The organism is Paraburkholderia monticola, from assembly GCF_001580545.1.
Taxonomy (GTDB): domain Bacteria; phylum Pseudomonadota; class Gammaproteobacteria; order Burkholderiales; family Burkholderiaceae; genus Paraburkholderia; species Paraburkholderia monticola.
Genome location: NZ_LRBG01000022.1, coordinates 531,467 through 557,409 on the forward strand (window position 1 = coordinate 531,467; position 25,943 = coordinate 557,409).

The window sequence follows — 25,943 nt, forward strand, 5'->3', positions numbered from 1 at the left end:
GGCACTGTCGGAGCGCCCGGCGAGCCGCAAAAGCCACCATGGAGCGTGCGAGCGGCACGCACTTCCAGGACACACCGGCAAGCCGGTGTGTCGCTTTTATTCAACGAACGCTCAAGAATCCCGCGGCGCCGCCGTTAATTCCAGAGATAAGCGTCATGACGGCGGCTCGCGTGGTGAGAGGAAGCGCGGCCGAAAGCACCTGCGCATTCCGCGTAGTGGCCCGGCATGACTCGTGGCAGCCGGGGGCGGTTCGCGGTGCGGCAAGCGCAGCGGGCTGACAAAGCGCCACGACGGCGCCAGAGGCGCCATGCAACCAGGAGCGCGATGGATTCGACCGACCACGACGCCTTGCCTGTCGTACTGACCGTCAGCGGCATCGGCAAGACCTATGCCGAACCGGTGCTCGCCGACGTATCGCTGTCGCTGCGAGCAGGCGAGGTATTGGCGTTGACCGGCGAGAACGGCGCGGGCAAGAGCACGCTGTCGAAGATCATCGGCGGGCTGGTCGAGCCGAGCGCGGGCACGATGCGGCTCGCCGACGCGCCGTACGCGCCCGCGAGCCGTACCGCGGCCGAGGCGCTCGGCGTGCGCATGGTGATGCAGGAGCTGAATCTGCTGCCCACTTTGTCGGTCGCCGAGAACCTGTTTCTGAATCGGCTGCCGCGCGCGGGTGCGTTCAGCTTCGGCTGGATCGATCGCCGCACGCTGCGCCAGAACGCGCGCGAGGCGATGGCGCAGGTCGGGCTCGACGCGATCGATCCCGACACGCTGGTCGGCGAACTCGGCATCGGTCATCAGCAGATGGTCGAAATCGCCCGCAACCTGATCGACGACTGCCGCGTGCTGATCCTCGACGAACCGACCGCGATGCTGACCGCGCGCGAGGTCGATCTGCTGTTCGAGCAGATCGAGCAACTGAAGGCGCGCGGCGTCGCGCTGGTCTATATCTCGCACCGGCTCGAGGAGCTGGCGCGCGTCGCCGAACGGCTCGCGGTGCTGCGCGACGGCCGCCTCGTCCACGTCGACGCGATGGCGAACCTGACGAGCGAGCAGATCGTTACGTGGATGGTCGGCCGCGAGCTCGGCGAGCATATCGATCTCGGCGAGCGCAACATCGGCGCGCCGCTGTTGAAAGTGGAGCGGCTCGCGCGCGGCAAGGTCGTGCGCGACGTGTCGTTCGAGGTGCGCGCGGGCGAGATTTTCGGCGTGAGCGGCCTGATCGGCGCGGGCCGCACGGAACTGATGCGGCTCATCTACGGTGCCGATCAGAAGGACGGCGGCAGCGTGTCGCTCGCCGCGACGCCGGGTGCCGCGCCCACCCCGGTGCGGATCGACTCGCCGGCGGACGCGGTGCGCGCGGGCATCGCGCTGATCACCGAAGACCGCAAGGGCGAAGGCCTGCTGCTGCCGCAGCCGATCGCGGCCAACGTGTCGCTCGGCAATCTCGGCAGCGTCGCGCGGCACGGCGTGGTCGACGCGAAGCGTGAAAACGCGCTCGCCCAGACACAGATCGCGGCGATGCGGATTCGCAGCTCGGGGCCCGCGCAGATCGTCGCCGAGCTCTCGGGCGGCAACCAGCAGAAGGTCGTGATCGGCCGCTGGCTCGCGCGCGACTGCCGCGTGCTGCTGTTCGACGAACCGACGCGCGGCATCGACGTCGGCGCGAAGTTCGATATTTACGGCCTGATGGGCGCGCTCGCTCGCGACGGCCGCGCGCTCGTCGTAGTGTCGAGCGATCTGCGCGAATTGATGCTGATCTGCGACCGGATCGGCGTGATGTCCGCGGGCAGCATGACGGGCGTGTTCGAGCGCGGGAGCTGGAGCCAGGATGCGCTGCTCGCGGCCGCGTTCGCCGGCTACCGCGGCCGCGAGGCGATGCTGCACACGCACCACGCCAACGAAGCAGGGAGTCTGTCATGACTGATCGATCGTGGCGCGAGGCGGCAGGCGTCAAACAGGACGGCCAGCCGGGCGACCGGCAGGCGGGTGCGCCGGACGCGCCCGGTCTGACGCCGCCCGCCGACCCGTCGGCACCGCTTGCGAGCGGCAAGCCGGCCGGCACGCGGCTCGGCTTTTCGAACTACCTGGGTCTCGCCGGCGCGCTGCTCGCGATGATCGTGCTGTTCTCGCTGCTGAGTTCGCACTTTCTGACCTACGACACGTTCAGCACGATCGCGAACCAGATTCCCGATCTCGTCGTGATGTCGGTCGGCATGACCTTCGTGCTGATCATCGCGGGGATCGATCTGTCGGTGGGCTCGGTGCTCGCGCTGGGCGCCTCGGTGGTCAGCGTGGTGACGCTGAAGTGGGGCTGGGGGCCGGCCGCGGGCGCGCTGCTCGGTGTCGCGGTCGCGGCGCTGACCGGTACCGTGACCGGCGCGGTGACGGTGGCCTGGCGGATTCCGTCGTTCATCGTGTCGCTCGGCGTGCTCGAGGCGGCGCGCGGCCTGGCGTATCAGATGACCAATTCGCGCACCGCGTATATCGGCGACGCGTTCGACTTCCTGTCGAACCCGCTCGCGCTCGGCATCTCGCCGGCCTTCCTGATCGCGGTCGCGGTGATGGTGATCGCGCAACTGGTGCTGACGCGCACGGTGTTCGGGCGCTATCTCGTCGGCATCGGCACCAACGAGGAAGCGGTGCGGCTCGCGGGCGTCAATCCGCGGCCGTACAAGGTGATCGTGTTCGCGCTGATGGGCGCGCTGTCGGGACTCGCGGCGCTGTTTCAGATCTCGCGGCTCGAGGCGGCGGATCCGAATGCGGGCGTCGGCGTGGAACTGCAGGTGATCGCGGCGGTGGTAATTGGCGGCACGAGTTTGATGGGCGGGCGCGGTTCGGTGATCAGCACGTTCTTTGGCGTGTTGATCATTTCGGTGCTGGCGGCGGGACTCGCGCAGATCGGCGCGAACGAGCCGACCAAGCGCATGATCACCGGCGCGGTGATCGTGGTGGCGGTGGTGCTCGATACTTACCGCAGCCGCCGCAAACGCGCCTGAGGTGTGCGCTGCGGTGCAGTGATGAATGGATGTATGAGAGTGGTCTGTCTTCTATGAAGACGTCCGGTGGAGCGCCAGTCGGCGCGGCCGGCCGGAAACAACGGTAGTAGGAGAGCAACAGAATATGGCGACGATCAAGGATGTAGCGGCTGTGGCGGGTGTGTCGTTCACGACGGTATCGCATGTCGTGAACAACTCGCGACCGGTGTCGGCCGATGTGCGCGCGAAAGTCGAGCACGCGATCCGTCAACTGCACTATGTGCCGTCGGCGGTGGCGCGTTCGCTGAAGGCGCGCGCCACCGCGACGATCGGACTGGTGGTGCCGAACGCCACGAATCCGTACTTCGCGGAGCTCGCGCGGGGCATCGAGGACGGCTGCGCACGCAACGGCTACTGCGTATTCTTCTGCAACTCCGACGATGACCCCGCGAAACAGCGCAGCTATCTGCGCGTGCTACAGGAAAAGCGCATCGACGGGCTGATCGTCGCGTCCGCCGGCGACGACGCGGTGCTGGCGCAGACGCTCGCCGACTCGCGCGAGCCGCTCGTCGTGGTGGACCGCAACATCGAGGGGATCAGCGCGGACCTCGTGCAGATCGATCACGAGAAGGGCGCGTATCTGGCCACCCGTCATCTGCTCGAACTGGGGCATGTGCGTATCGGCTGCATCACGGGGCCGGTGGAGACCGCGGTCAGCGCGATGCGCGTGCACGGCTTCATTCGCGCGATGGCCGAGCGCGGCATCGAGATTGCGGCCGATGCGATCGTCGAAAGCGATTTTTCGGGCACGGGCGGACACCGGGCGGCCGCGCAGCTGTTCGACACGATCAGACCGTCGGCGATTTTCGCGGGCAACGACATGATGGGCATCGGCGCGTTGCGCGCGGCGGCGGAGCGCAATATCAGCGTGCCGCGCGACTGTTCGATCATCGGTTTCGACGATATCGAGCTGGGCCGCTTCACGTTCCCGTCGCTGTCGACGGTTGGGCAGTCGGTGCGCGCGCTCGGCGACACCGCCGCGCAGACGCTGATCGCCCGGATCGCCGAGGCGTCGTCGCATAACCCGGTGCGGGCGCCCGCGCGCCGCCACGTGGTGTCGCCGCGGCTGATCGTGCGCGAATCCACCGCGACCTGGGTGGAGGAAGGACAGCGCGATCTGGCGGCTTGATGGGTTGCATACCGGGCCGCATGCTGGGCCGCAGGTGGGAGACGCGCATCGGCAAGGCAACTCCACCCGCCTCGCAACGGAGGGCACTGAAGTGGCAAGCAACCCAATACGCGCACGCGTGACCGTGGTCGGCAGTCTGAACATGGACCTCGTGGTGCGCTCGCCGCGTCTGCCGCAGCCGGGTGAGACGCTGGCCGGCCGCACGTTCGCGCAGGTCGCGGGCGGCAAGGGCGGCAATCAGGCCGTGGCCGCCGCGCGGCTCGGCGCGCTGGTGTCGATGCTCGGCTGCGTCGGCGCCGATGCGAACGGCGCGCAGCTGCGCGCGGGCCTCCAAGCCGAGCGCATCGACTGCGCGGCGCTCGAAACCGGCGGCGAGCCGAGCGGTGTGGCGCTGATCGTCGTCGACGACGCGAGCCAGAACACGATCGTGATCGTCGCGGGCAGCAACGGCGAGGTGACCCCCGCGACGATCGCGCGACACGAAGCGACGCTGGCCGCCGCCGATGTCGTGATCTGCCAGCTCGAGACGCCGACCGAAGCGGTGCGCGCGGCGCTCGCCGCGGCGCGGCGGCTCGGCAAGATAGTGATCCTGAACCCCGCTCCCGCCACCGGACCCTTGCCGGCCGACTGGCTGCCGCTGATCGACTACCTGATTCCGAACGAACTCGAAGCGGCCGCGCTGAGCGGTCTGCCCGTCGATTCGCCCAACGACGCCGCACAGGCCGCCGCTGCGCTGCGCGCGGCCGGCGCGCGCAACGTGCTGGTTACGCTCGGTGCGCGCGGCGTGCACGCGGCGCTCGAAGGCGCCGTCGCCATGCTGTACGACGCGCCACGCGTCGCCGCGGTCGACACGACCGCGGCCGGCGACACCTTCATCGGCGGCTTCGCGGCACAGCTCGCCCAGGGCGCGAGCGTCGAAACGGCGATCCGCTTCGCACAGCGCGCCGCCGCGCTGTCGGTGACACGTGCGGGCGCGCAGCCGTCGATTCCGACGCGCGCCGAGGTCGACGCTTTCGGCTGAATGCCGTCGCGACGCGCGACTTCAAAGCTCGCTCTACCACCCAGGCGCGCGCCGCGCACATCTCAAAACGGGTGCCTGGACGAGTCCTCCCGCGCTGCAACAACGCGCGGCAACTGCCCCATCTCAAGTCAAGTTGCTTTCAAAAGCTTTCAACGTCTTTCTTCATACCTTTTAAATGCTTCAAGTCGCACCTAAGTGCTGCCGTAAACGGTGATTAGAGCGCCCATTCGGAAAGCGTCGAACTCGAAATAAGGGGCCGACGCTGCGTGGGCGATCTCTCACCCAGTACCGCTCACAGGACCCAACATGTTGAATAAAAGCATCACGATCAAAGCGCGAATCGGCCTCACGATGGCGTTCCTCGCCGCGTTGCTGGTTGCAATAGGCGTTTTCGGTCTGTTCGGCATGGGCCGTACGAACGACGCCTATCAGGACACGTACAGCAACGCGATGCCGAGCGCGGTGAACATCGGCTATGCGGAAATGTACTCGGCGCGCGAACGTCTCGCGCTCGACCGCGCCGCGTTCGAGGTCGGCACACCCGACGCGGCGCCCACCATCGAGCGCGCGCACATGTTGGGCCGCACGTCCGAAACGTATTGGAAGAAATATCTGGATCTGCCACGCAATGCTGACGAAGGCCGGCTCGCGCAGGATGTCGCGGCGAAGCGCGATGCGCTGCGTCAGCGGCTCGATGCATTTTCGGCGGCGATCACGGCGAACGAGCAGGCCAAGGTGGTCGAGGACGCGAAGGGTCTGCAGGTCGCGTTCAACGACCTCGTCGGCGCCGACGACGCGCTGCGCAAAGTCCAGTTCGATTCGGCCAGGCAAGGCTTCGACGCCTCGCAAAGCAGCTTCGAGATGTTCCGCATGGTCAGCATCGGCGCGCTGGTGGTCGGCGTGCTCGCGGCGGCGCTGTCGTATCTGACGCTGAGCCGCTCGATTACGCGGCCGCTCGCCGAAGCGCTCGGCCACTTCGATGCGATCGCGGCCGGCGATCTGCGTCGTCCGGTGGTCGTGACATCGCGCGACGAAATGGGGCAGCTGCTCGAAGGAATCGCCAGAATGCAGCGCAGCCTCACCGAAACGGTGCGCAGCGTGCGTGGCGGCAGCGAGTCGATCGCGACCGCGACGCGGCAGATCGCGGCGGGCAATATCGACCTGTCGTCGCGTACCGAGGAGCAGGCGTCCGCGCTGCAGGAAACCGCGTCGAGCATGGAGCAGCTGACCGGCACGGTGCGCCAGAACGCCGACAACGCGCGCCAGGCGAGCGCGCTCGCGGCCAGCGCGTCGGAGATCGCCAACAAGGGCAGCGCGGTGGTCGGCCAGGTGGTCGGCACGATGGGCGACATCAACCACAGCTCGGCGAAGATCGCCGACATCATCTCGATCATCGAGGGCATCGCGTTCCAGACCAACATCCTCGCGCTGAACGCGGCGGTCGAGGCGGCGCGCGCCGGCGAGGAAGGGCGCGGCTTCGCGGTCGTCGCGGGCGAAGTGCGCAGCCTCGCGCAGCGTTCGTCGGCGGCGGCCAAGGAGATCAAGGAGCTGATCGATACGTCGGTCGAGCGCGTCCAGTCGGGCTCGGCGCTCGTCGACGAGGCCGGCCGCACGATGAGCGAAATCATCGGTGCGGTGCAGCGCGTGACCGACATCATGGGCGAGATCGCGGCGGCGTCGGAAGAGCAGAGCGGCGGCATCGACCAGGTCGCGCGCGCGGTCACGCAAATGGACGAGGTCACGCAGCAGAACGCGGCGCTCGTCGAGGAAGCGGCGGCCGCGGCGTCGTCGCTCGAGGAGCAGGCGGCACGGCTGCGCAGCGCGGTCGCGGTGTTCCAGCTCGACGAGCGCGGCCCCGGCGGGCAAGAAGCGTCGTCGGCACGTGCCGCGCCGAAGCGCGCGATCTCGACGAGCCCGGTCGCCACGCGCGCGCGCAAGCTGACGCCCGGCACCGCGCAGACGGCGTTGCCAGCGAAGGCCACGATCGCGGCCGCCGCCGCTGTCGCACCGCAGGCGCTTGCCGCGCCGGTCGCAGCAACCGCGCGCATGCCGGCCAAGCCCGCGGCTACGGCCGGCGGCGATCAGGATTGGGAGACGTTCTAAGCTTGCACGGGGTTCAGGTGTACATGGGGGGCGGCGCTGTCGCGCATCAGGTAATCCGACACACGCCGCTTCGAGGCAACATCCGTTCCTGATTGCTCGCGTTCTGTCCGGCACACGTCGCACCAGCGACGACCCACTTGGCGAAAGGCCGCTCATGCATTGGCATGCGCGGCCTTTTTTATGGCTGGCACATGAATTAACGATTGCGCTGGGCCGCCTTTCACCGGTGCGCGCCGCGATCCGGTACATTGACGGGCACGGCCCCGATCCGCGAGCGCGGCGCGCGGCTACTCCGCACCTGAATCAGGTGGCTCCCACTTATTGTTACACCCTCCGAACCCTGCCATGCGCCCGCTACCAAAAACCGACATGACGCGACACGATCTCGCGCAACGCCTCGTCGAGGCACGCCGGCAGCATCGGCCGATCGATGCGCCCGCACCCGACAGCCTGCCGCCCGATGCCGCGACGGCCTACGCGATACAGCAGGCGGTGATCGCGGGGCTCGGCGAGTCGACCGGTGCCTGGAAGATCGGCGCGAAGGCGCCGGGCGGCGCCGCCTCGGGCGCGCCGATTCCGGCCTCGCTGGTGGTGCCGTCACCGGCCCGGCTCGCGCATGGCGAATTCTTTCGGGTGCTGGTCGAGCTCGAGATCGCGTTCCGCTTCGACGTGACGATCGAGCCGCGCGCTCAGGCATATGCGCGCGACGAGGTGCTCTCGAAGGTCGGCGCCGTGCTGCCGGCCATCGAAATCGTCGACAGCCGCTTTGCCGAGTGGCCGAACGTCGCGCCGCTCGCGCAACTGGCCGACGCGCAGAACAACGGCGCGCTGATCACGGGCCATCCGGCCGTCTACGCGAGCCTCGCGCGTGGCTTCGACTTCGTGTCGCCGGAACTGGAGTTGAGTTTCAATGGCCGCTCGTTGCTGCCGGAAGTGACCGGCAATCCGGCCGGCGATCCGCGCGAGCTGCTGGTGTGGTTCGTCAACCATTGCGCGGCGATGGGTATCACGATCGAGCGCGACTGGACCTTGACCACCGGCTCATACGTCGGCGCGCACAAGATCGCCGAACCCGGCATCGTGCGCGGTCATATCGACGGACTCGGTGAAGTCGAGATCGACCTGACCTGACCACTATAGCCGCGCTTGTAACGGCAAATTACGACGGCTGCCCGCGGGCAGCCGTTTTTTATTTTGACGAATGCGAAGGGGGGGCGGGTCTCGAATCGTTAACCGGTTCGACTGCCCTTATTTCAACTTTGGCGCTTCTTTCCGTATACACCTATAAGAGCACCGCGCATGGCTGCCGTCATCCAGTCATAAGGCTCGAGGCAGCAACGCTCATGACGGTCGATACTTGCAGCAACGGTGAGCATGAAAAGCCGCGGCCAGCGAAAACGCCATTACGTGCAGGCTTATTGTGACGAAGTGTGCGCGTGCAGACAGCCACTTTTTTATGATCGGTCGACGGTGCAGGTACGGGATGTGCAAGTGCATCGCGACGACGTGGCTGCGATGCAGCGTTGCGTTGATGTCGTGCAGGAGCACTGATTAGCGATGCGGTGCTGAGGAAAGCAGCGGTACAGCGGAGCAACAGACGATCTGATTCGTTGCAACGTGAGTGGAAAATTGTAGATGGTCGAAATTTTGTTTCCAAGCGAGGATTGTAGCGAAGCGGTTACGGCGCGATTTCGCAACGTAGTCCGTGAAAAAAAATTTAAAAGGGTTTAGGATGAATTCGAGCGATGTCGTTTCCGAATAGCGCGCCGCGCACGACATCGCCCCAGACTTCGGCGAGGAGGTAGCATGGATATCTACAGCAGTTTCGCGACCCGCTTCGAGAAAACACGGGAGGATGAGCTCTCGCTCGAGGAGTATCTCGCGCTCTGCAAAGACAATCCCGCCGCGTACGCCACCGCTGGCGAACGCATGTTGACGGCAATCGGAGAACCGGAACAGATCGACACTCGCAACGATCCGCGCCTGTCGCGTATCTTCGCGAACAAGGTCATCAAGGTATACCCCGCATTCCGTGAGTTCTACGGAATGGAAGAGGTGATCGAGCAGGTGGTCGCCTACTTCCGGCACTCGGCCCAGGGGCTCGAAGAAAAGAAGCAGATCCTGTATCTGTTAGGCCCGGTCGGCGGCGGCAAGTCGTCGATCGCGGAACGTCTGAAGCAACTGATGGAACGTGTGCCGTTCTATTCGATCAAGGGCTCGCCCGTCAACGAATCGCCGCTCGGCCTGTTCGACTACGAGGAAGACGGTCCGATCCTCGAAGAGCAATATGGCATTCCGCGCCGCTACCTGAAGAACATCCTGAGTCCGTGGGCGGTCAAGCGCCTGCACGAATACAACGGCGACATCCGCAAGTTCCGCGTGGTGCGCCGCTTCCCGTCGATCCTTCGGCAGATCGGTATCGCGAAGACCGAACCGGGCGACGAGAACAATCAGGACATCTCGTCGCTGGTCGGCAAGGTCGACATTCGCAAGCTCGAACAGTACGCGCAGGACGATGCCGACGCCTACAGCTATTCGGGCGGCCTGTGCCTCGCCAATCAGGGCCTGCTCGAATTCGTCGAAATGTTCAAGGCGCCGATCAAGGTGCTGCACCCGCTGCTCACCGCGACCCAGGAAGGCAACTTCAAGGGCACGGAAGGGTTCGGCGCGATCCCGTTCGACGGCATCATCCTCGCGCACTCGAACGAGTCGGAATGGAAGGCGTTCCGCAACAACCGCAACAACGAGGCGCTGCTCGACCGGATCTTCGTCGTCAAGGTGCCGTACTGCCTGCGCTATGGCGAAGAGGTCAAGATCTACGAGAAGCTGCTGCGCAATTCGTCGCTGTCCAACGCGGTGTGCGCGCCGGGCACGCTGAAGATGATGGCGCAGATGTCCGTGCTCACGCGTTTGCAGGAGCCGGAGAACTCGAGCCTGTTCTCGAAGATGCAGGTCTACGACGGCGAGAATCTGAAGGACACGGACCCGAAGGCCAAGTCTTACCAGGAGTACCGCGACTTCGCGGGCGTCGACGAGGGCATGACCGGCGTGTCGACCCGCTTCGCGTTCAAGATTCTGTCGCGCGTGTTCAACTTCGACTCGACCGAGGTCGCGGCCAATCCGGTGCATCTGATGTACGTGCTCGAACAGCAGATCGAGCGCGAGCAGTTCCCGCCGGAAACCGAGCAGAAGTATCTGTCGTTCATCAAGGACGTGCTCGCGTCGCGCTATGCGGAGTTCATTGGCAAGGAGATTCAGACCGCGTACCTGGAGTCGTATTCGGAGTACGGCCAGAACATCTTCGACCGCTACGTCACGTATGCGGACTTCTGGATCCAGGACCAGGAGTTCCGCGACCACGACACCGGCGAGAGCTTCGACCGTGCCGCGTTGAACGCCGAACTGGAGAAGATCGAGAAGCCCGCGGGCATCAGCAATCCGAAGGACTTCCGCAACGAGATCGTGAACTTCGTGCTGCGAGCGCGTGCTGCGAATGCGGGCAAGAACCCCGCGTGGATCAGCTACGAGAAGCTGCGCGTCGTGATCGAAAAGAAGATGTTCTCGAACACGGAAGAGCTGTTGCCGGTCATCTCGTTCAACGCGAAGGGCTCGGCCGAAGAGCAGCGCAAGCATGAAGACTTCGTCAATCGCATGGTGGCGAAGGGCTACACGGCCAAGCAGGTGCGCTTGCTGTGTGACTGGTATCTGCGCGTGCGCAAGTCGTCATGATGTGCGCATGATATTCATGGTGTGCCGCCCGCACGGTTCGACCGTGCGGGCAACCGGCGAGGCGCAAGCCGCAGGGACATAGCATTGCACTGCGCGGCGGGCGTCTCGCGCACCCGAAATATGAGTGTGGCCGCAGCGGATCGCGGTTGCATGGGACGGGAGACCGGGCGTGCTTCATCAAATCATCGACCGCAGGTTGGCAGGCAAGAACAAGAGCATTGCGAACCGCGAGCGCTTTTTGCGCCGCGTCAAAAACTATATTCGTCGTGCCGTGTCGGAGGCGGTGCGCGATCGCAGCATCAAGGACATCCAGAACACCCAGAGCATCACCATTCCGCGCAAGGACATCGCCGAGCCGTCGTTCCGTCATGGACCGGGTGGCAAGCGCGAGATGGTGCATCCCGGCAATTCGGACTACATTCGCGGCGACAAGATCCAGCGCCCGCAAGGCGGTGGTGGTGGCGGTGGAGGCGGTCAGGCCAGCAACGAGGGCGAAGGTCAGGACGACTTCGTGTTCGAGCTGAGCCGCGAAGAGTTCATGCAGTATTTCTTCGACGACCTCGAACTGCCGCGTCTCGTCAAAACCCATCTGATGGCCGTGCCGACGTGGAAAAGCATCCGCGCGGGCTGGGCCGCGGAGGGCACGCCGAACAACATCGACGTGGTGCGCTCGCTGCGCAGCGCGCTCGGCCGGCGCATCGCGCTCGGCGCGCCGCTCGTCAACCAGTTGCACGAGATGGAGCGGCAGCTCGAAGAGCTGAAGGCCGATCCCGCCGATCGCCGCGAAGAGATCAAGCTGCTCGAAGACGACATCCACCATCTGAAAGGACGCATCTGGCGGATTCCGTTTATCGATCCGTTCGATCTGCGCTACGTGAATCGCGTGAAGCAGCCCACGCCGTCGAGCCAGGCGGTGATGTTCTGCCTGATGGACGTGTCCGGCTCGATGGACGAGCAGCGCAAGGATCTCGCGAAGCGCTTCTTCATCCTGCTGTATCTGTTCCTGAAGCGTAACTACGAGCGCATCGAAGTGGTGTTCATCCGCCACCACACGCGCGCCGAGGAAGTCGACGAGGACACGTTCTTTCACTCGACCGAAAGCGGCGGCACCGTGGTCTCGAGCGCGCTTGAACTGATGCGCAAGATATTGGACGAGCGCTATTCGCCGACTGAATGGAACATTTACGGGGCGCAGGCTTCCGACGGCGACAACTGGACCGACGATTCGCCGAAGTGCCGCAAGATACTCTCGGACGACATCCTGGAGAAGGTGCGGTATTTCGCGTATATTCAGGTGACGCCCGAAGAGCAGAATCTGTGGCTCGAATACGCGCAGCTGGCGCTATCGCAACCGCATATGGCGATGAAGAAGGTCGAAACCGCGGCTGATATTTATCCGGTGTTTCGCGAGCTGTTCGAGAAGCAGGCGGCGACTTCGTGATGCGACGCGAGTTGCGTACCAGGCGTATCAGGCGCACAAAGCGTATGAAGCGCCTGAACGACGAAGCGCGCGGCGATTCGTGCGGCCTGGGGCAACCCGCCGTATGACCGCGCCGCAGCGCAACAAAGGCGTGCCGCAGCAACAGTCGGGGCATGCCGAGGCAGTAGAGCGGCCAGCACGGGAGCCGCTCGCGCCGGAGCAGTCCGCGATGCTGCAGCACGGGACACACCGGAACGCCCGTCGAGGGCAAAGGGAAGTCCGTATGAACGTAGCCGATAGACGGCCTCTGCCGTGCCCGTCCGACTGGACCTTCGAATTGATCGAAGAGTACGACTCGCACATTGCCCGTGTTGCGGAGCAATACGAGCTCGACGTGTATCCGATCCAGCTCGAACTGATCAGCGCCGAACAGATGATGGACGCCTACGCGTCCGTCGGCATGCCGGTGAACTACCGTCACTGGTCGTTCGGCAAACATTTCCTTTCTACTGAAAAAAGCTATCGTCGCGGCCAGATGGGGCTCGCGTACGAAATCGTCATCAATTCGAATCCCTGCATCGCGTATCTGATGGAAGAGAACACGATGACGATGCAGGCGCTCGTCATCGCGCATGCGGCCTACGGCCACAACTCGTTCTTCAAGGGCAACTATCTGTTCCGTTTGTGGACGGACGCGCACGCGATCATCGATTACCTCGTCTATGCGAAGAACTACATCGCAGAGTGCGAGGAGCGCTTTGGGCTCGATCGCGTCGAAGAACTGCTCGATTCGTGTCACGCGCTGATGAATTACGGCGTGGACCGCTACAAGCGGCCGCAGAAGCTCTCGCTGCAGAAGGAATTCGCCGCGCGGCGTGAGCGCGAGGCGTACCTGCAGTCGCAGGTCAACGAGTTGTGGCGCACGTTGCCGACGCGGCATACGCCGCTGCCCGAAGAGGTCGAAGAGCGCTATCCGCCCGAGCCGCAGGAAAACCTGCTGTATTTCGCGGAGAAAAACGCGCCGCTGCTCGAGCCGTGGGAGCGCGAGGTGATCCGCATCGTGCGCAAGATCGGTCAGTACTTCTATCCGCAACGGCAAACCCAGGTGATGAACGAAGGCTGGGCGACGTTCTGGCACTACACGCTGCTCAATACGATGTACAACCAGGGCAAGCTGGAAGACGGCTTCATGATGGAGTTTCTCCACTCGCACAGCAATGTCGTCTATCAGCCGCCGGTCACGAAGCCGTATTACAGCGGCATCAACCCGTATGCGCTCGGCTTTTCGATGATGAGCGACATTCGCCGCATCTGCGAATCGCCCACCGACGAAGACCGCAGGTGGTTTCCGGATCTGGCCGGCAGTCCGTGGCTGCCCGCGATGCATTACGCGATGCGCAACTTCAAGGACGAGAGCTTCGTCGCGCAGTACCTCTCGCCGCATCTGATCCGCGAAATGCGTCTGTTCTCGGTACTCGACGACGACATGCGCGACGCGCTCGAAGTCTCGGCGATCCACGACGACAGCGGCTACCAGTACGTGCGTCAGGCGCTCTCGCGCCAGTACGACATGCATCACCGCGAGCCGAACATCCAGGTGTGGGCCGTCAACACACGGGGTGACCGCAGCCTCACCTTGCGGCATTTCATGAGCGACAACCGGCACCTGTCGTCGGACAGCGACGAGGTGCTCAAGCACATGGCGCGTTTGTGGCAATTCGACGTGTATCTCGAGAGCGTCGACGAAAACGGTACCGTCAGAAAACGCTACGAGTGCCGGTACGTGCCGCCGTCAGTGAGGATCTGAACGTCGGCTGACTGCCGCCCGGGCGGTCCGCGTGAACCCCGCAAGCCCCTGCCAGTCCCCGACTGGCAGGGGCTTCGTTTTTGTTGCCGTGCAAATTCACCCCCGCTTTCGACCCAGGGCTTTCATCAGGATCGGTTCGCAAAAGGCCATCCTCTCCTTTCATTTATGTAAAATTCGCGCACTCGCCGCGGCCGCTCAGGCCGGGCGCGCGACATCGAGACGGCGCCACGACCGTCCTCTTCGTTTAAATAAGGAAAGACACCAGCATGAACGACCAAACCGAGCAAATCGCCGTGGCCTCGGCGCACGATACCCGGCGCCGTATTTTTGCAATCGTCGGCGCTTCATCGGGCAATCTCGTCGAGTGGTTCGACTTCTACGTGTATTCGTTCACGGCGCTTTACTTCGCGCCGTCGTTCTTCCCGAGCGGCAACACGACGACGCAGTTGCTGAACACGGCCGGCGTGTTCGCCGCCGGCTTCCTGATGCGGCCGATCGGCGGCTGGTTCTTCGGGCGGCTCGCCGACAAACGCGGTCGCCGCACCGCGATGATGGTGTCGGTGTTCATGATGTGCGGGGGCTCGCTGGTGATTGCGATGCTGCCCACCTATGCACAGATCGGCGCGCTCGCACCGTCGCTGCTGCTGCTCGCGCGGCTGTTGCAGGGGCTGTCGGTGGGCGGCGAATACGGCACCAGCGCGACTTATATGAGCGAGGTCGCGCTGAAGGGCCGGCGCGGCTTCTTCGCATCGTTCCAGTATGTGACGCTGATCGGTGGTCAGCTGTTCGCGCTGCTCGTGCTCGTGATCCTGCAACAGGCGCTGACGACCGAAGAGCTGAAGGCGTGGGGCTGGCGCGTGCCGTTCGTGATCGGCGCGATCGCCGCGCTGATCGCGCTGTATCTGCGTAAATCGCTCGATGAAACCACCACCGCGGCGACTCGCCAGAGCAAGGAAGCGGGCACGCTGCGCGGGATGTGGGAGCACAAGAAGGCGTTCATGACGGTGCTCGGCTTCACGGCCGGCGGTTCGCTGATCTTCTATACGTTCACCACGTACATGCAGAAGTACCTCGTCAACACGGCCGGCATGCACGCGAAGACCGCGAGCTCGGTGATGACCGCCGCACTGTTCGTCTACATGCTGATGCAGCCGGCGTTCGGCGCGTTGTCGGACCGCATCGGCCGGCGCCGCTCGATGCTGTGCTTCGGCCTGTTCGCGACCCTCGGCACGGTGCCGCTGCTACATGCGCTGAAAGACGTCACGAGCCCGTATGCGGCCTTCGCGCTGGTCGTGGTGGCGCTCGCGATCGTCAGCTTCTATACGTCGATCAGCGGCCTGATCAAGGCGGAAATGTTCCCGCCGCAAGTGCGCGCGCTCGGCGTGGGCTTGTCGTATGCGGTCGCGAACGCGATCTTCGGCGGCTCGGCGGAATACGTCGCGCTGTGGCTGAAGCAGGCCAACGTCGAATCGTTGTTCTTCTGGTACGTGACGGCGATGTGCGCGATCGCGGGCCTCGTGTCGTTGCGCATGCGTGATCCGTCGGCGGAAGGTTATTTGCGTCACGAGCCGTGAGCGGGTAGGGGAACGAGCGTCGTGCGTGACGCGTTTCAACGCACGACGATCCGCGTTCCCCACGCATGCAACTGATCGCGCAGGCTCTCGGCCTGTTCCATCTTCGCGCCGCCGCGCAAATGAATCTGCACCGCGCGGCCGGCAATGCCGTCGACCGGTTGCGCGAGCCATAACTCGATCGCGAGCCCCAGGCCTTCCGGCTGGTTATCGACAACAGGTTCGATGACGCGCGGCTTGAAACACGCACTGTCTGACATGGCGAATTACCTCGGAGGCGATGACGGGTCGGGTTCATCGTAAGCGGCGGCGAGCCCGCGACCAAGTAACGAATCCGCGTTTGCTAAGCAGGGAATGCTTAGCAGGAATCGGCCTGAGAAGTGTGGCCTCAGAAGCGCGGCTCGACGACAGCCAGCGCGGGCAGGGCTCACAAACGCTCGCGCAATTCCACCGGCTCGTGCCGTTCGCTCACCAGTTCGTTGACGAACTCCTTCACCGCCGCGGCCTGATCCGCGGCGACTGCCGGCGCGGCTGCCACCACGGCGACCGCGGCGGCGGCCGCATCAGTCGCGGCACTGGCGACCGATGGTCGCGCCCGCAGCGCCGCGCGCCCGAGCAACGCCAGATGGTAGTAGAGCCGCGCGCTGAAACCATAGCGGTAGGCGTACAGATGCGCGAGCGCGACTTGCAGGCCCGCGCGCGGCTGGCCGTTGCGCGCGTGAATCGAGACGACGATCGGTGCGAGCCGCCGCAGCGCGAGCCGCCGCGACGACTCCAGTGGCGCCGCCAGGTCGAGCGACTTCACGTAGGCGTAGGCGTTCAACGGCGCGGCCGTGGTCGTGCCGCGCGTGCTGTGCGAGATCGAGCTGGCCGTCTTGCGATACACGGACAGGTAGTCGTGCAGATAAAACACCTCGCGCGCGGCGAGGCACAGCCGCGTGCCAAACACGAAATCGCAGCACATGCCGTGCTGGTCCGAGTAGCCGATCCGCTTGACGAGCCGCGCATCGGCCATCCAGCCATTGTTCGGAAACATCTGGATCAGGCCGGTGCGGCCCGCGAGCGCTTGCAGTCCCTCGTTGGCCTTCGTGCGCCGGAACGCCGCGTTCAGGCGCTCGCTCGCAGCCAGGTCGATCGCGCCGTCGTGAGCCGCTTCGTACTGAGCGCCGAACGCCGCATCGAGCCGTGGATGACGCTGCCATAGCGACACGAGTTTGGCGACGGCGTCGCTCGTCAGCAGATCGTCGTCGTGGATCAGCAGGATCTTGTCGCCGCGCGCCCGCGCGAACAGGCTCGACACATTGCGCGCCTGGCCCAGCGGCGGCTCGTGTCGCTCGTAGCGCACGCGCGGTTCGTCGCGGTAGCGTTCGGCAATCAGTTGCCGCGAACGCGCGTCCGTCGAATCGTCGCCGATCACGATCTCCAGATGCGGATGGCTTTGCGCGAGGCACGAGTCGATGCACTCGACCAGCAACTCGGGCCGATTGCAGGTCGGCACGCAAATGGAGACGAGGGCGACGGCGGAACTTGACGCGTTGGACATGGATGACGCCTTTTATCGATCAGAAGCGGCATAAAGAGCAGCGGCATAAAGCTGCGGAAAGCGGGGCGGCCGGTTCGCAGGGCGCACACGGTGCCGCAAGCAGCAAAATAGTCCAAAGCGCCGAAAAAATATTCGGTAAAAACGAGGAAGAAATGTTTGCTTACAGAAAGGCGCTGTAAGGCGAAGGCGATGCGGCCTGGATGCGGAGCACAGCCAGGCCGCCTGGCGAGCGGAGTCTTATTTTTTCAACTGACCGACGGTTCGCCCTCTCCAGGCTTTTTCCCCGGATGGTCGGCAGGGGACTGCTTGCGGCCTTCGTCGTGACGCTCGGGCAACTTGCTCTTCGCGTTGTCGCTGTGCGAGGCCTGGTGCGGGTGCGCGGGATCCTCGTTGGGGGTGGCGGGCTGGCTTTTTGATTCGTTTTTGGCCGCGTTTTTTGTTTCGCCCTGGGATTTTTCGGTCGGTTTGCTCATCGCTGCTCTCCTGGAAGGGAATACAAGTCTCCAGCAGCAAGGCACGGACCCGGGCGGGCACAGAGACGTTCCACGCTCACGCTGCCGCGTTGCGCGCTCTGCCGGCCGTCAGCGACATGATCAAATCGAGAAACGCGCGCACCTTGGCCGGCGGATGATGCCGCGACGGATACAGCGCATGCAGCGGGTACACCTCATCGCCCCAATCCGGAAAGAGTTCGATGAGCTTGCCGCTCGCGAGCAGCGACTCCGCGCCGAGCGCCAGAATCTGCGCGATTCCCTGGCCGGCGATACACACGCCATGCAGCGTGCTGACGTCGTTGACGGTCAGCCGCCCTTGCGGTGTCACCGCGAGCTTCTTGCGGCCGCGATGGAATTGCCAGTTGAACGGATAGCCGGTGAGCGGATCGCGAAACTTGATACAGGTATGGCGGCCGTCTTCGAGTTCGCCGGGGTTCGCCGGCTTGCCATGCTTCTTCAGATACGACGGCGCGGCCACCGTGAGGATGCGAGTATCGAGCAGCTTGCGGGCCACGAGCGTCGTCGCGGGCGGGTCGCCGAAGCGGATCGCGACATCGAAGCCGTCCGCGACCATATCGCCCAGCTGGTCGCGCGTGACCAGTTCGAGCTGCAGGTCGGGATGTTTGTCGATGAACTCGCCAAGACGCGGCCCGAGCACGAGCCGTGAAAAGAACGGGTCCATATTCACACGCAGACGCCCGCGCACCGCGGTCGTGCCCTGCGCGGCGGAGGCCGCCGCTTCTTCCAGCCCGCCCAGCAACGGCACGATCTGCTCGTAGAAGCGCCGGCCTTCGTCGGTCAGCGTGACCGAGCGTGTGGTGCGCTCGAACAGGCGAATGCCGAGGCGCGCTTCGAGCCGGGCCACCGAGCGGCTCACGCCCGATTGCGACATGTCGAGCGCGACGCCTGCGGCCGCGAAACTGCCGCAATCGACAATCGCCGTCAGCACGCCCATGCCGTTCAGCATGCGCTCGTCAAATGGCATCTCGGGTTCCTTGCCTGGTAGCCGTGGATGCCCGTCATGCTAACGCGAAAGTTCGGTCGAATTCAGGCGCCGATGTACGAATGTGACACCCGTCGCGCGCAATAGATGAACCGATGGCATCAGCGCCGGTACAGTCATGCCGCAATGTCAAGGGTGCTTCAAGGGCGTGAGGCGTGTGAAGTGTGATGAAACACGACGCATCTCAGCGTCCCGCGCTGGGCGCGGCCTGCCCGCGAATTACGCGCGTGCCCGACGGGTCGTCGAGATGGCGGAAGACCCACGCGGACACCAGCGTGATCACGCCGACACACACGAACGCGAGCCTGAAGCCGAGTTCCGCCGAGCCCCACTGCGCCGCGAACAGATTCACGAGGCCGCCGCCGATCGACACACCGAGCCCGATCGCGAGCATCTGCACCATGGAGAACAGGCTGTTGCCGCTGCCCGCGTCTTCGTGCGACAGGTCTTTCAGCGTGACGCTGTTCATCGCCGCGAACTGCATCGAGTTGGCCGCGCCGAACACGGCGAGAACCGCGATTTCGATCACGAGCGGCGTGCCGCGCGAGATCAGCGAGAACGCAACGATTGCCGAGCCGACGATGATCGTGTTGACGAGCAGGAACGTGTCGTAACCGTAGCGGCGCACGAGCGGTGCGATCCAGCGTTTCGCGAGCGTGCCGGCGAGCGCCGCGGGCAGCATCATCAGACCGGAGTGCAGCGGCGAATAGCCGAGCTGCAACTGCAGCAGCAGCGGCACGAGGAACGGCACCGCGCTCGAACCGACCCGGCACACGAGGTTGCCGATCAAGCCGACGCTGAAGTTCGGCTCGCCGAACAACGACAGCTTGAACAGCGGATCGCGGCGGCTTCTCGCGTACGGAATGTAGGTGAGCGCGCTCGCGACGGCCAGCGCGAACAGCCCCGCCGACCACGCCGCGCGATGCGAGGGGACCGGTGCGTCGATCGCGAGCGAGAACGCGATCATGCACAGCGACAGCAGCGTGCAGCCGATGAAATCGAACGGCGGCGCCTGCGCTTCGTCATGCGACGGCAAGAAGCGGTACACCGCATACAGACCGACCGTGCCGATCGGCACGTTGATCAGAAAGATCCAGTGCCAGGTGATGGCCTGCACGAACCAGCCGCCGAGCGTCGGGCCGGCGATCGGCCCGAGCTGGCCCGCGATCGAGATGAACGCGAGCGCCGAGACGTACTGTTCGCCGGACACGCTGCGCAGCACCGCGAGCCGTCCGATCGGCAGCAGCATCGAGCCGCCGAGGCCTTGCAGCACGCGTGCCATCACCAGTTGGCCGAGCGTGTGCGCACTCGCGCAGCAGATCGAACCGAGCACGAACACGAGGATGGCGGCGAAATAGACGCGGCGGGTGCCGAAGCGGTCGGCGAGCCAGCCGGAGGCGGGCGTGAGCATCGCCATCGTCAGCGTGTAGGCGACGACGATCGGTTGCGTCGCGAGCGGTGCGACGTGCAGGCTGTTGGCGATCGACGGCAGCGCGGTGTTGACGATCGTCGTGTCGAGCGACTGCATGAAGAAGCCGGCAGCGACGATCCACAGTAGGGCGGTGTGGGAGGAATCCTTGGTCATGTTTTCGACAGCGGGCGCGGTGGCGGCAAAGCGTCGCCCACGCAGGGTCAGGCGGAATTCCGTCATCTTATTGACATCCTCGTCAATCGGGAACCCCACTAGGCTCGCTGACTGTTATCGACATTGCCGATAAGCAGCGCGACAATCACGCATGCTCAATCCGATCTGGCTCAAGACCTTCTCGACCGTCGCGGCCTGCCACAGCTTCACCGAAGCGGGGCGGCGGCTCGACCTGACGCAGTCGAGCGTCAGCGAACATATCCGGCGCCTCGAACAGAGCGTGGGCCGGCGCCTGTTCGTGCGCGACACCCATTCACTCGCGATGACCCCCGATGGCGAAGCGATGCTCGCGCACGCGAGCGTGATCCTGCAGGCGCTGTCGCGCGCGGAATCGCAGTTCCGGGCGCCGCGTCTAAAGGGGCGCGTGCGGCTCGGCTCGTCGGACGACATCGCGCTCGGGCCGCTGCCCACCGTGCTCGCGGCATTTCGCAACGCGCATCCCGACGTCGAGCTCGAAATCACGATCGGCATGACGGGCAGGCTCTATGAACTGCTCGAAGCGGGTTCGATCGATCTGCTGGTCGGCAAGCGCCGGCTCGGTGACCGGCGCGGGGTGCCGCTTTTCACCGGCCGGCTCGAATGGCTCGCGCGCACCGGCACGCTCGTCGATCTGAGCCAGCCGCTGCCGCTGATTCTCGTCGCCGAGCCGAGCGTGACGCGCGCGGTCGTGCTCGACGCTCTCGCCGAAGTCGGCGCTAGCTGGCAGATCGTCTGCACGAGCAGCAGTCATTCCGGCTGTATCGCGGCGGCCCGTGGCGGACTCGGCATCACCGTGCGTCCGCAGTATCTGGCCGCGCGGGGGCTCGCGGCGCCGCTGAATGCGGCTGGCCTGCCGACGTTGCCGTCGGTGGAATTCATCGCGCTCGCGGCGAAACGCCTGAGCCGCCCCGCGGGCACGCTGCTGCAACTGCTGCATGACAGCGACCTGCGCGGCTCGTGGATCGGCGAGTGAGGCGCCGCCGCTGAGGCTGATGCTGAGGCTCAGGCCGGCATCTTCCGGAACGAGATCGCGAAGCGGTTCCAGGCATTGATCGCCGAGACGAGCAGCGTCAGGTCGACCAGTTCCTCGTCGCTGAAATGCGGCCGCACGGCCTGCCATACCGCGTCGGGCACATGCTCGTGCGACACCAGCGTCACCGCTTCGGTCCACTCGAGCGCCGCACGCTCGCGGTCCGTGAAGAACGGCGTTTCGCGCCACACGACGACGGTCGCGAGACGCCGCTCGGTTTCGCCGCCTTTGCGCGCGTCGCTCGTGTGCATGTCGACGCAATACGCGCAGCCGTTGATCTGGGAGGCGCGCAGCCGCACGAGTTCGGTCAGCGATTTTTCGAGTGCGGACTTGCCGATGCGTTCTTCGACGGCGAGCAGCGCCTTGATCGCGGCGGGGTTGGCTTTGTAGAAGTCGAGACGTTGTTCCATGATGGGCTCCAGGAGGTGGGTGGGACGATGTAGTGCAACGGACAGGTGTTAGATTAGTCCGGGAAATGGATTGTAAAAATGGCCGGTTTCGAAAATTTTCAGGTGACCACTTTCAGGCGCTGAACGTGCCTGCCGAGCATCCTTACCGACGACGATGGCATCGTTGCCGCGTGCGGGCCGATTCGGTATGGTGGGCTATCGATTCTTCCCTCGCGCCACGCATCGTGAACCGGAGACCCGCCCCATGACCCTCGCCGCCGACCCGTCCGAACCTCCGAACCCGCCGATCCGCACCGATGTCCTGATCGTCGGCGCCGGCCCCGTGGGGTTATTCGCGGCGTTCGAAGCCGGCGTGATCGGCCTCAGCTGTCAGATCGTCGACATCCTGGGGCGGGTCGGTGGCCAGTGCATCGAGCTGTATCCGGACAAGCCGATCTACGATATTCCCGCCATCGTGTCGTGCACGTCGCGCGAACTGGTCGAGCGGCTGCTCGCGCAGTGCAAGCCGTTCGATGCGCCGATTCATCTGGAACAACGCGTCGACACGGTCGAGCAGCGTGAAGACGGACGCTGGACCGTGCGCACGCAGCGCGGCCTCGTGTTCGATGCCGCGGCGATCCTGCTCGCCGCCGGCAACGGCGCGTTCGTACCGCAAAAGCTCCCGCTCGCCGAAGCCGGGCCGCTCGAAAAGCGCCACGTGCACTACAGCGTGCCGCGTCTCGCGGATTTCGCCGACGCAAACGTGGTCGTCGCGGGCGGCGGCGATTCGGCGCTCGATTGGGCGCTGGCATTACGCAAGGTCGCGCGGCGCGTGACGCTCGTGCATCGGCGCGCCGGCTTCAGTGCGGCCGATTCGAGCGTCGAGCAGATGCGGCGCGCGGTCGACGCGGGCGAGATGGACTTCGTCATCGGCGGGATCGCGGCGCTGAATGTGGAAGACGGCGGGCTGCGTTCGCTGACGCTGCGGCAGATCGATGGCGAGCGGCAACTCGAGGCCGATCATCTGATCGCGCTGTACGGACTCGTCGCCGATCTCGGCCCGATCGCGCAGTGGGGACTGACGATTCATGGCGGCCGCGTCGACGTCGATACATCGAACTACGAAAGCTCGCGGCCGGGCATCTTCGCCGTCGGCGATATCGCGAACTATCCGAACAAGCAGAAGCTGATCCTGTCGGGCTTTCACGAAGCGTCGCTCGCTTTGCGCAAGGCGTACGCCTACGCGTATCCCGACAAAAAACGCGTGCACGTTCATTCGAGCTACGACACGAAGCTCGCGGAAAAGATCGGCGCGGCCGGTTGACGGGCGCGCAAGCAGAGCAGGGGCTTCGCCTCGCAGGGCGTGCGAATGCATGGCGAGGCGAAGTCGGGCCGGCCTTTACCTTTAGCGTGATGCCACTACCTGCTCATTAGGACCTGCCCGGGTTCGTCGCCGCACGCGCTATTTTCCCTGCGGCTCACTCGCGGCGGCCGCGGCGCTCGCCGCCTTGTCCTTCTTTTTGGCCTCATGATGGCCGACCGCGCAGCCTGCCGCCGCGCCCGCTACCCCATGATTTCCGACCACGTGGCCGCCCACGCCGCCCACGACCGCACCCTTGGTGCAGCCCTCGGCCTGCGCGGCGGTAGACGGGAAGCTCACCGCCGCGGCGAGCGCGAGCGGCGTCGCGAAGCTGATGGCGAAAGTCTTGAATAACTTTTTCAATTGTCACTCCTGTTTTTGCTAACGGATGGCCAGAAAGGAAGCCGCAACCGCCACGCGGCGACGTTCTCCCTGATTACCCGCTAGCAATCGAGGGGCCCGTCGTTATAAGCTCTGCGCCAGAAGAGCCGGCGCGCCAGCGTGCATTGCGACGCATTCCGGCCCGTGCGTGGACCGCGCCAACGCTTGCGCGAAGACTCTGTCGCCGGCCAGGCGCGAGGTTTGCTTAAAACCACAATTCCCATTTCGTGCCCGCCATGACCCAGCTCGATGCTTCTTCTTTCCGCGACCACGGTGAGCCCGCCCGCGTGCAGGCCGAGGCTGCGCCGTCAGCGCCCCTCGGCGTCGATTATTCCTCGCTCGTGCAGGCGATCTCGGACTACGCGATCTTCCTGCTCGACGCGACCGGACACATCGCCAGCTGGAACGTCGGCGCGCAAAAGCTGAAGGGCTACACGGAAAGCGAGATCGTCGGCCAGCACTTCTCGCGCTTCTATACCGAGGAGGCGGTCGCGCGCGGCTGGCCGACCTACGAACTGGAACAGGCGGCGCTGACGGGCCGCTTCGAGGATGAAGGCTGGCGCGTGCGCAAGGACGGCACGACGTTCTGGGCGAACGTCGTGATCACGGCGGTCCGCAACGAAGCGGGCACGCTCACGGGCTTCGCGAAGATCACGCGCGATCTGACCGCGCAGCGCGAATATCTCGAAGCGTTGCGGCAAAGCGAGGAGCGCTTCCGCTTGCTCGTCGACAACGTGAAGGACTACGCGATCTTCATGCTCGATCCGCAAGGCTTCGTCGTCAGCTGGAACTCGGGCGCCGCGCGCATCAAGGGCTATACGCACGACGAAATCGTCGGCAGGCATTTCTCGCTGTTCTATGTGCCGGAGGAAGCCGCGGCCGGCAAGCCCGCGCGCGAGCTCGCCATTGCGCGGCAGATCGGCGCGGTCGAAGACGAAGGCTGGCGGGTACGCAAGGACGGCTCGACGTTCTGGGCGAACGTGGTGATCACTGCCGTGTACGACGAAGCGCGCCGGCTGCGCGGCTTCGCGAAGGTCACACGCGATCTGACCGAGCGGCGTCAGCACGAGGAGCTCGAACGCTCGAGCGAGCGCATGCGTGAGTTTCTCGCGACGCTCGCGCACGAACTGCGCAATCCGCTCGCGCCGGTGCGCAACGCGGTCGGCACGATGCAGATGGAAACCAATCTGAGCCCGACGCTCGCTCAGGCGCGCGATCTGATCGACCGCCAGGTCACACACCTGACGCGGCTCGTCGACGATCTGCTCGATATCGGCCGCATCATGTCCGACAAGGTCGAGCTGCGCATCGCGCGCGTCGATCTCGCCGAACTGATCGCGCGCGCGATCGAAGCGGCGCGTCCGTTCACCGATTCGCGCGAGCAGCGCGTGGTCGCTCATGTGCCCGACGAATCGGTGGTGATTCGCGGCGACATGACCCGGCTCGTACAGGTGCTGCAAAACCTGGTGCACAACGCGTCGAAGTTTTCACCGAACGGCAGCGTGATCGACGTGCAGGGCCGTGTCGACTTTCGCATGGCGGTGCTCGAAGTGCGCGACGCCGGCTGCGGCATTCCGGTGCGCTCGCTCGACAAGATCTTCGAGCTGTTCGTGCAGGAAAAGGACGGCCCGAGCGGCGGCGAGGGCGGCCTCGGAATCGGCCTTACGCTGTGCAAGTCGCTCGTCGAAATGCATGGCGGCAGCATCGTCGCGAGCAGTGAAGGGGTTGGGCTCGGCAGCACGTTCACGCTGAGTCTGCCGCTCGCGCCCGCGCAGCCCGATGCCACGCAGGCCAGCACGATCACCGCCGCCCCCGACGTGCAGCCGCTGCGGATTCTGCTCGTCGACGACAATCACGATTCGGCCGACAGCCTCGCGATGCTGCTCGAACTGAAGGGCCACGAGGTGCGTATCGCCTACGAAGGCGAGCAGGCGGTGCAGATCGCGCCGCGCTTCGCGCCGCATCTCGCGCTGATCGACATCGCGATGCCGAAGATGGATGGCTACGCGACGCTCGCGGCGATGCGCCCGCTGCCCGAGATGTCCCGCACGATGTACGCGGCGATGACGGGCTTCGGTCATGCGAGCGATCTCGATCGCACGCGCGAGGCGGGGTTTCATGCGCACCTCGTGAAGCCGGTCGAGATGGCGGTCCTCGATGCGTTGCTCGCCAAGGCCGATGGGCGCCTCAGCGCAAGCGGGGGGACGTAGCCGCTGTTTCGCTGCGCGTCGGGCCTCGTCAGGCGGGGCACGGTGCTTGCTGTAACCCTGCATGGGTTCAGGTCCGTCGCCGCTCGGCGGCTCG

Annotated in this window: 21 protein-coding genes; 14 read left to right on the plus strand and 7 right to left on the minus strand. The window is 65.1% G+C overall.

All coding sequences use genetic code 11. The annotated features are described in order from the left end of the window. Positions 1–324: 324 nt before the first annotated feature. From CI15_RS19220 to CI15_RS19265, 10 genes are all read left to right on the plus strand, one after another. Complete coding sequence (locus CI15_RS19220) at positions 325–1,920, plus strand: sugar ABC transporter ATP-binding protein (protein ID WP_062129858.1); 1,596 nt, start codon at positions 325–327, stop codon at positions 1,918–1,920. Beyond that, entirely contained in the window at positions 1,917–2,996 is a 1,080-nt protein-coding gene (locus tag CI15_RS19225; protein WP_062129859.1) for an ABC transporter permease, read from the plus strand. The genes CI15_RS19220 and CI15_RS19225 overlap by 4 nt, the downstream gene beginning before the upstream one ends. A gap of 124 nt (positions 2,997–3,120) precedes the next feature. Then, the gene (locus tag CI15_RS19230) at positions 3,121–4,164 is read left to right on the plus strand and encodes a LacI family DNA-binding transcriptional regulator (protein WP_062129860.1); all 1,044 of its coding nucleotides are present in this window, start codon (positions 3,121–3,123) and stop codon (positions 4,162–4,164) included. 91 nt (positions 4,165–4,255) lie between these two features. After that, positions 4,256–5,185 carry a ribokinase gene (gene rbsK, locus CI15_RS19235; RefSeq protein ID WP_062129861.1) on the plus strand — a complete coding sequence of 310 codons (930 nt, stop codon included), beginning with the start codon at positions 4,256–4,258 and terminating at the stop codon, positions 5,183–5,185. A 306-nt stretch (positions 5,186–5,491) separates the two neighbouring features. Then, positions 5,492–7,288 carry a methyl-accepting chemotaxis protein gene (locus CI15_RS19240; RefSeq protein WP_062129862.1) on the plus strand — a complete coding sequence of 599 codons (1,797 nt, stop codon included), beginning with the start codon at positions 5,492–5,494 and terminating at the stop codon, positions 7,286–7,288. Positions 7,289–7,657: 369 nt separating this feature from the next. Next, positions 7,658–8,419 (plus strand): 2-keto-4-pentenoate hydratase, encoded by a 762-nt coding sequence (locus tag CI15_RS19245; RefSeq protein WP_062129863.1) that lies wholly within the window; start codon positions 7,658–7,660, stop codon positions 8,417–8,419. A 675-nt stretch (positions 8,420–9,094) separates the two neighbouring features. Next, a complete protein-coding gene (locus tag CI15_RS19250) occupies positions 9,095–11,017 on the plus strand; it encodes a PrkA family serine protein kinase (RefSeq protein WP_062129864.1) in 1,923 nt (640 codons plus the stop codon). A 169-nt stretch (positions 11,018–11,186) separates the two neighbouring features. Next, positions 11,187–12,458 carry a YeaH/YhbH family protein gene (locus CI15_RS19255; RefSeq protein WP_062129924.1) on the plus strand — a complete coding sequence of 424 codons (1,272 nt, stop codon included), beginning with the start codon at positions 11,187–11,189 and terminating at the stop codon, positions 12,456–12,458. Between the two features lie 262 nt (positions 12,459–12,720). Continuing rightward, positions 12,721–14,244: a SpoVR family protein gene (locus tag CI15_RS19260; RefSeq protein WP_062129865.1), complete on the plus strand. Its 1,524-nt coding sequence runs from the start codon at positions 12,721–12,723 to the stop codon at positions 14,242–14,244. 266 nt (positions 14,245–14,510) lie between these two features. After that, the gene (locus tag CI15_RS19265) at positions 14,511–15,818 is read left to right on the plus strand and encodes an MFS family transporter (protein WP_062129866.1); all 1,308 of its coding nucleotides are present in this window, start codon (positions 14,511–14,513) and stop codon (positions 15,816–15,818) included. A gap of 35 nt (positions 15,819–15,853) precedes the next feature. On the opposite strand, the gene CI15_RS19270 is transcribed toward CI15_RS19265, so the two are convergent. Both CI15_RS19270 and CI15_RS19275 read right to left on the minus strand, forming a co-directional pair. Next, positions 15,854–16,075, minus strand: coding sequence for a hypothetical protein (locus CI15_RS19270; RefSeq protein WP_062129867.1), 222 nt, complete (start codon positions 16,073–16,075; stop codon positions 15,854–15,856). Positions 16,076–16,242: 167 nt separating this feature from the next. Beyond that, positions 16,243–17,358, minus strand: a complete 1,116-nt coding sequence (locus CI15_RS19275; RefSeq protein ID WP_062129868.1) for a glycosyltransferase family 2 protein — start codon at positions 17,356–17,358, stop codon at positions 16,243–16,245. A 2-nt stretch (positions 17,359–17,360) separates the two neighbouring features. Between CI15_RS19275 and CI15_RS36990 the strand changes: the two genes are divergently transcribed. Continuing rightward, positions 17,361–17,537, plus strand: a complete 177-nt coding sequence (locus CI15_RS36990) for a hypothetical protein (protein WP_161950044.1) — start codon at positions 17,361–17,363, stop codon at positions 17,535–17,537. A 66-nt stretch (positions 17,538–17,603) separates the two neighbouring features. Here CI15_RS36990 and CI15_RS19280 read toward each other — a convergent pair whose 3' ends face one another. From CI15_RS19280 to CI15_RS19290, 3 genes are all read right to left on the minus strand, one after another. Further along, positions 17,604–17,831, minus strand: coding sequence for a hypothetical protein (locus CI15_RS19280; RefSeq protein WP_062129869.1), 228 nt, complete (start codon positions 17,829–17,831; stop codon positions 17,604–17,606). Positions 17,832–17,907: 76 nt separating this feature from the next. Further along, the gene (locus tag CI15_RS19285) at positions 17,908–18,837 is read right to left on the minus strand and encodes a LysR family transcriptional regulator (RefSeq protein ID WP_062129870.1); all 930 of its coding nucleotides are present in this window, start codon (positions 18,835–18,837) and stop codon (positions 17,908–17,910) included. A gap of 202 nt (positions 18,838–19,039) precedes the next feature. Beyond that, positions 19,040–20,440 carry a DHA2 family efflux MFS transporter permease subunit gene (locus CI15_RS19290; RefSeq protein ID WP_062129925.1) on the minus strand — a complete coding sequence of 467 codons (1,401 nt, stop codon included), beginning with the start codon at positions 20,438–20,440 and terminating at the stop codon, positions 19,040–19,042. 151 nt (positions 20,441–20,591) lie between these two features. On the opposite strand from CI15_RS19290, the gene CI15_RS19295 reads away from it, so the two are divergent. Beyond that, on the plus strand, positions 20,592–21,452 hold the full coding sequence (locus tag CI15_RS19295; protein ID WP_062129871.1) for a LysR family transcriptional regulator: 861 nt from the start codon (positions 20,592–20,594) through the stop codon (positions 21,450–21,452). A 29-nt stretch (positions 21,453–21,481) separates the two neighbouring features. Here the strand turns inward: CI15_RS19295 and CI15_RS19300 are convergent, their stop codons facing one another. After that, positions 21,482–21,919: a carboxymuconolactone decarboxylase family protein gene (locus CI15_RS19300; protein WP_062129872.1), complete on the minus strand. Its 438-nt coding sequence runs from the start codon at positions 21,917–21,919 to the stop codon at positions 21,482–21,484. Positions 21,920–22,163: 244 nt separating this feature from the next. On the opposite strand from CI15_RS19300, the gene CI15_RS19305 reads away from it, so the two are divergent. After that, positions 22,164–23,222, plus strand: coding sequence for an NAD(P)/FAD-dependent oxidoreductase (locus CI15_RS19305; RefSeq protein WP_062129873.1), 1,059 nt, complete (start codon positions 22,164–22,166; stop codon positions 23,220–23,222). A gap of 138 nt (positions 23,223–23,360) precedes the next feature. Here the strand turns inward: CI15_RS19305 and CI15_RS19310 are convergent, their stop codons facing one another. Continuing rightward, positions 23,361–23,594, minus strand: coding sequence for a hypothetical protein (locus CI15_RS19310; RefSeq protein WP_153041148.1), 234 nt, complete (start codon positions 23,592–23,594; stop codon positions 23,361–23,363). Positions 23,595–23,875: 281 nt separating this feature from the next. Here CI15_RS19310 and CI15_RS19315 point away from each other — a divergent pair, with 281 nt between their 5' ends. After that, positions 23,876–25,849, plus strand: a complete 1,974-nt coding sequence (locus CI15_RS19315; RefSeq protein WP_062129875.1) for a PAS domain-containing hybrid sensor histidine kinase/response regulator — start codon at positions 23,876–23,878, stop codon at positions 25,847–25,849. The last annotated feature ends 94 nt before the right edge of the window (positions 25,850–25,943 follow it).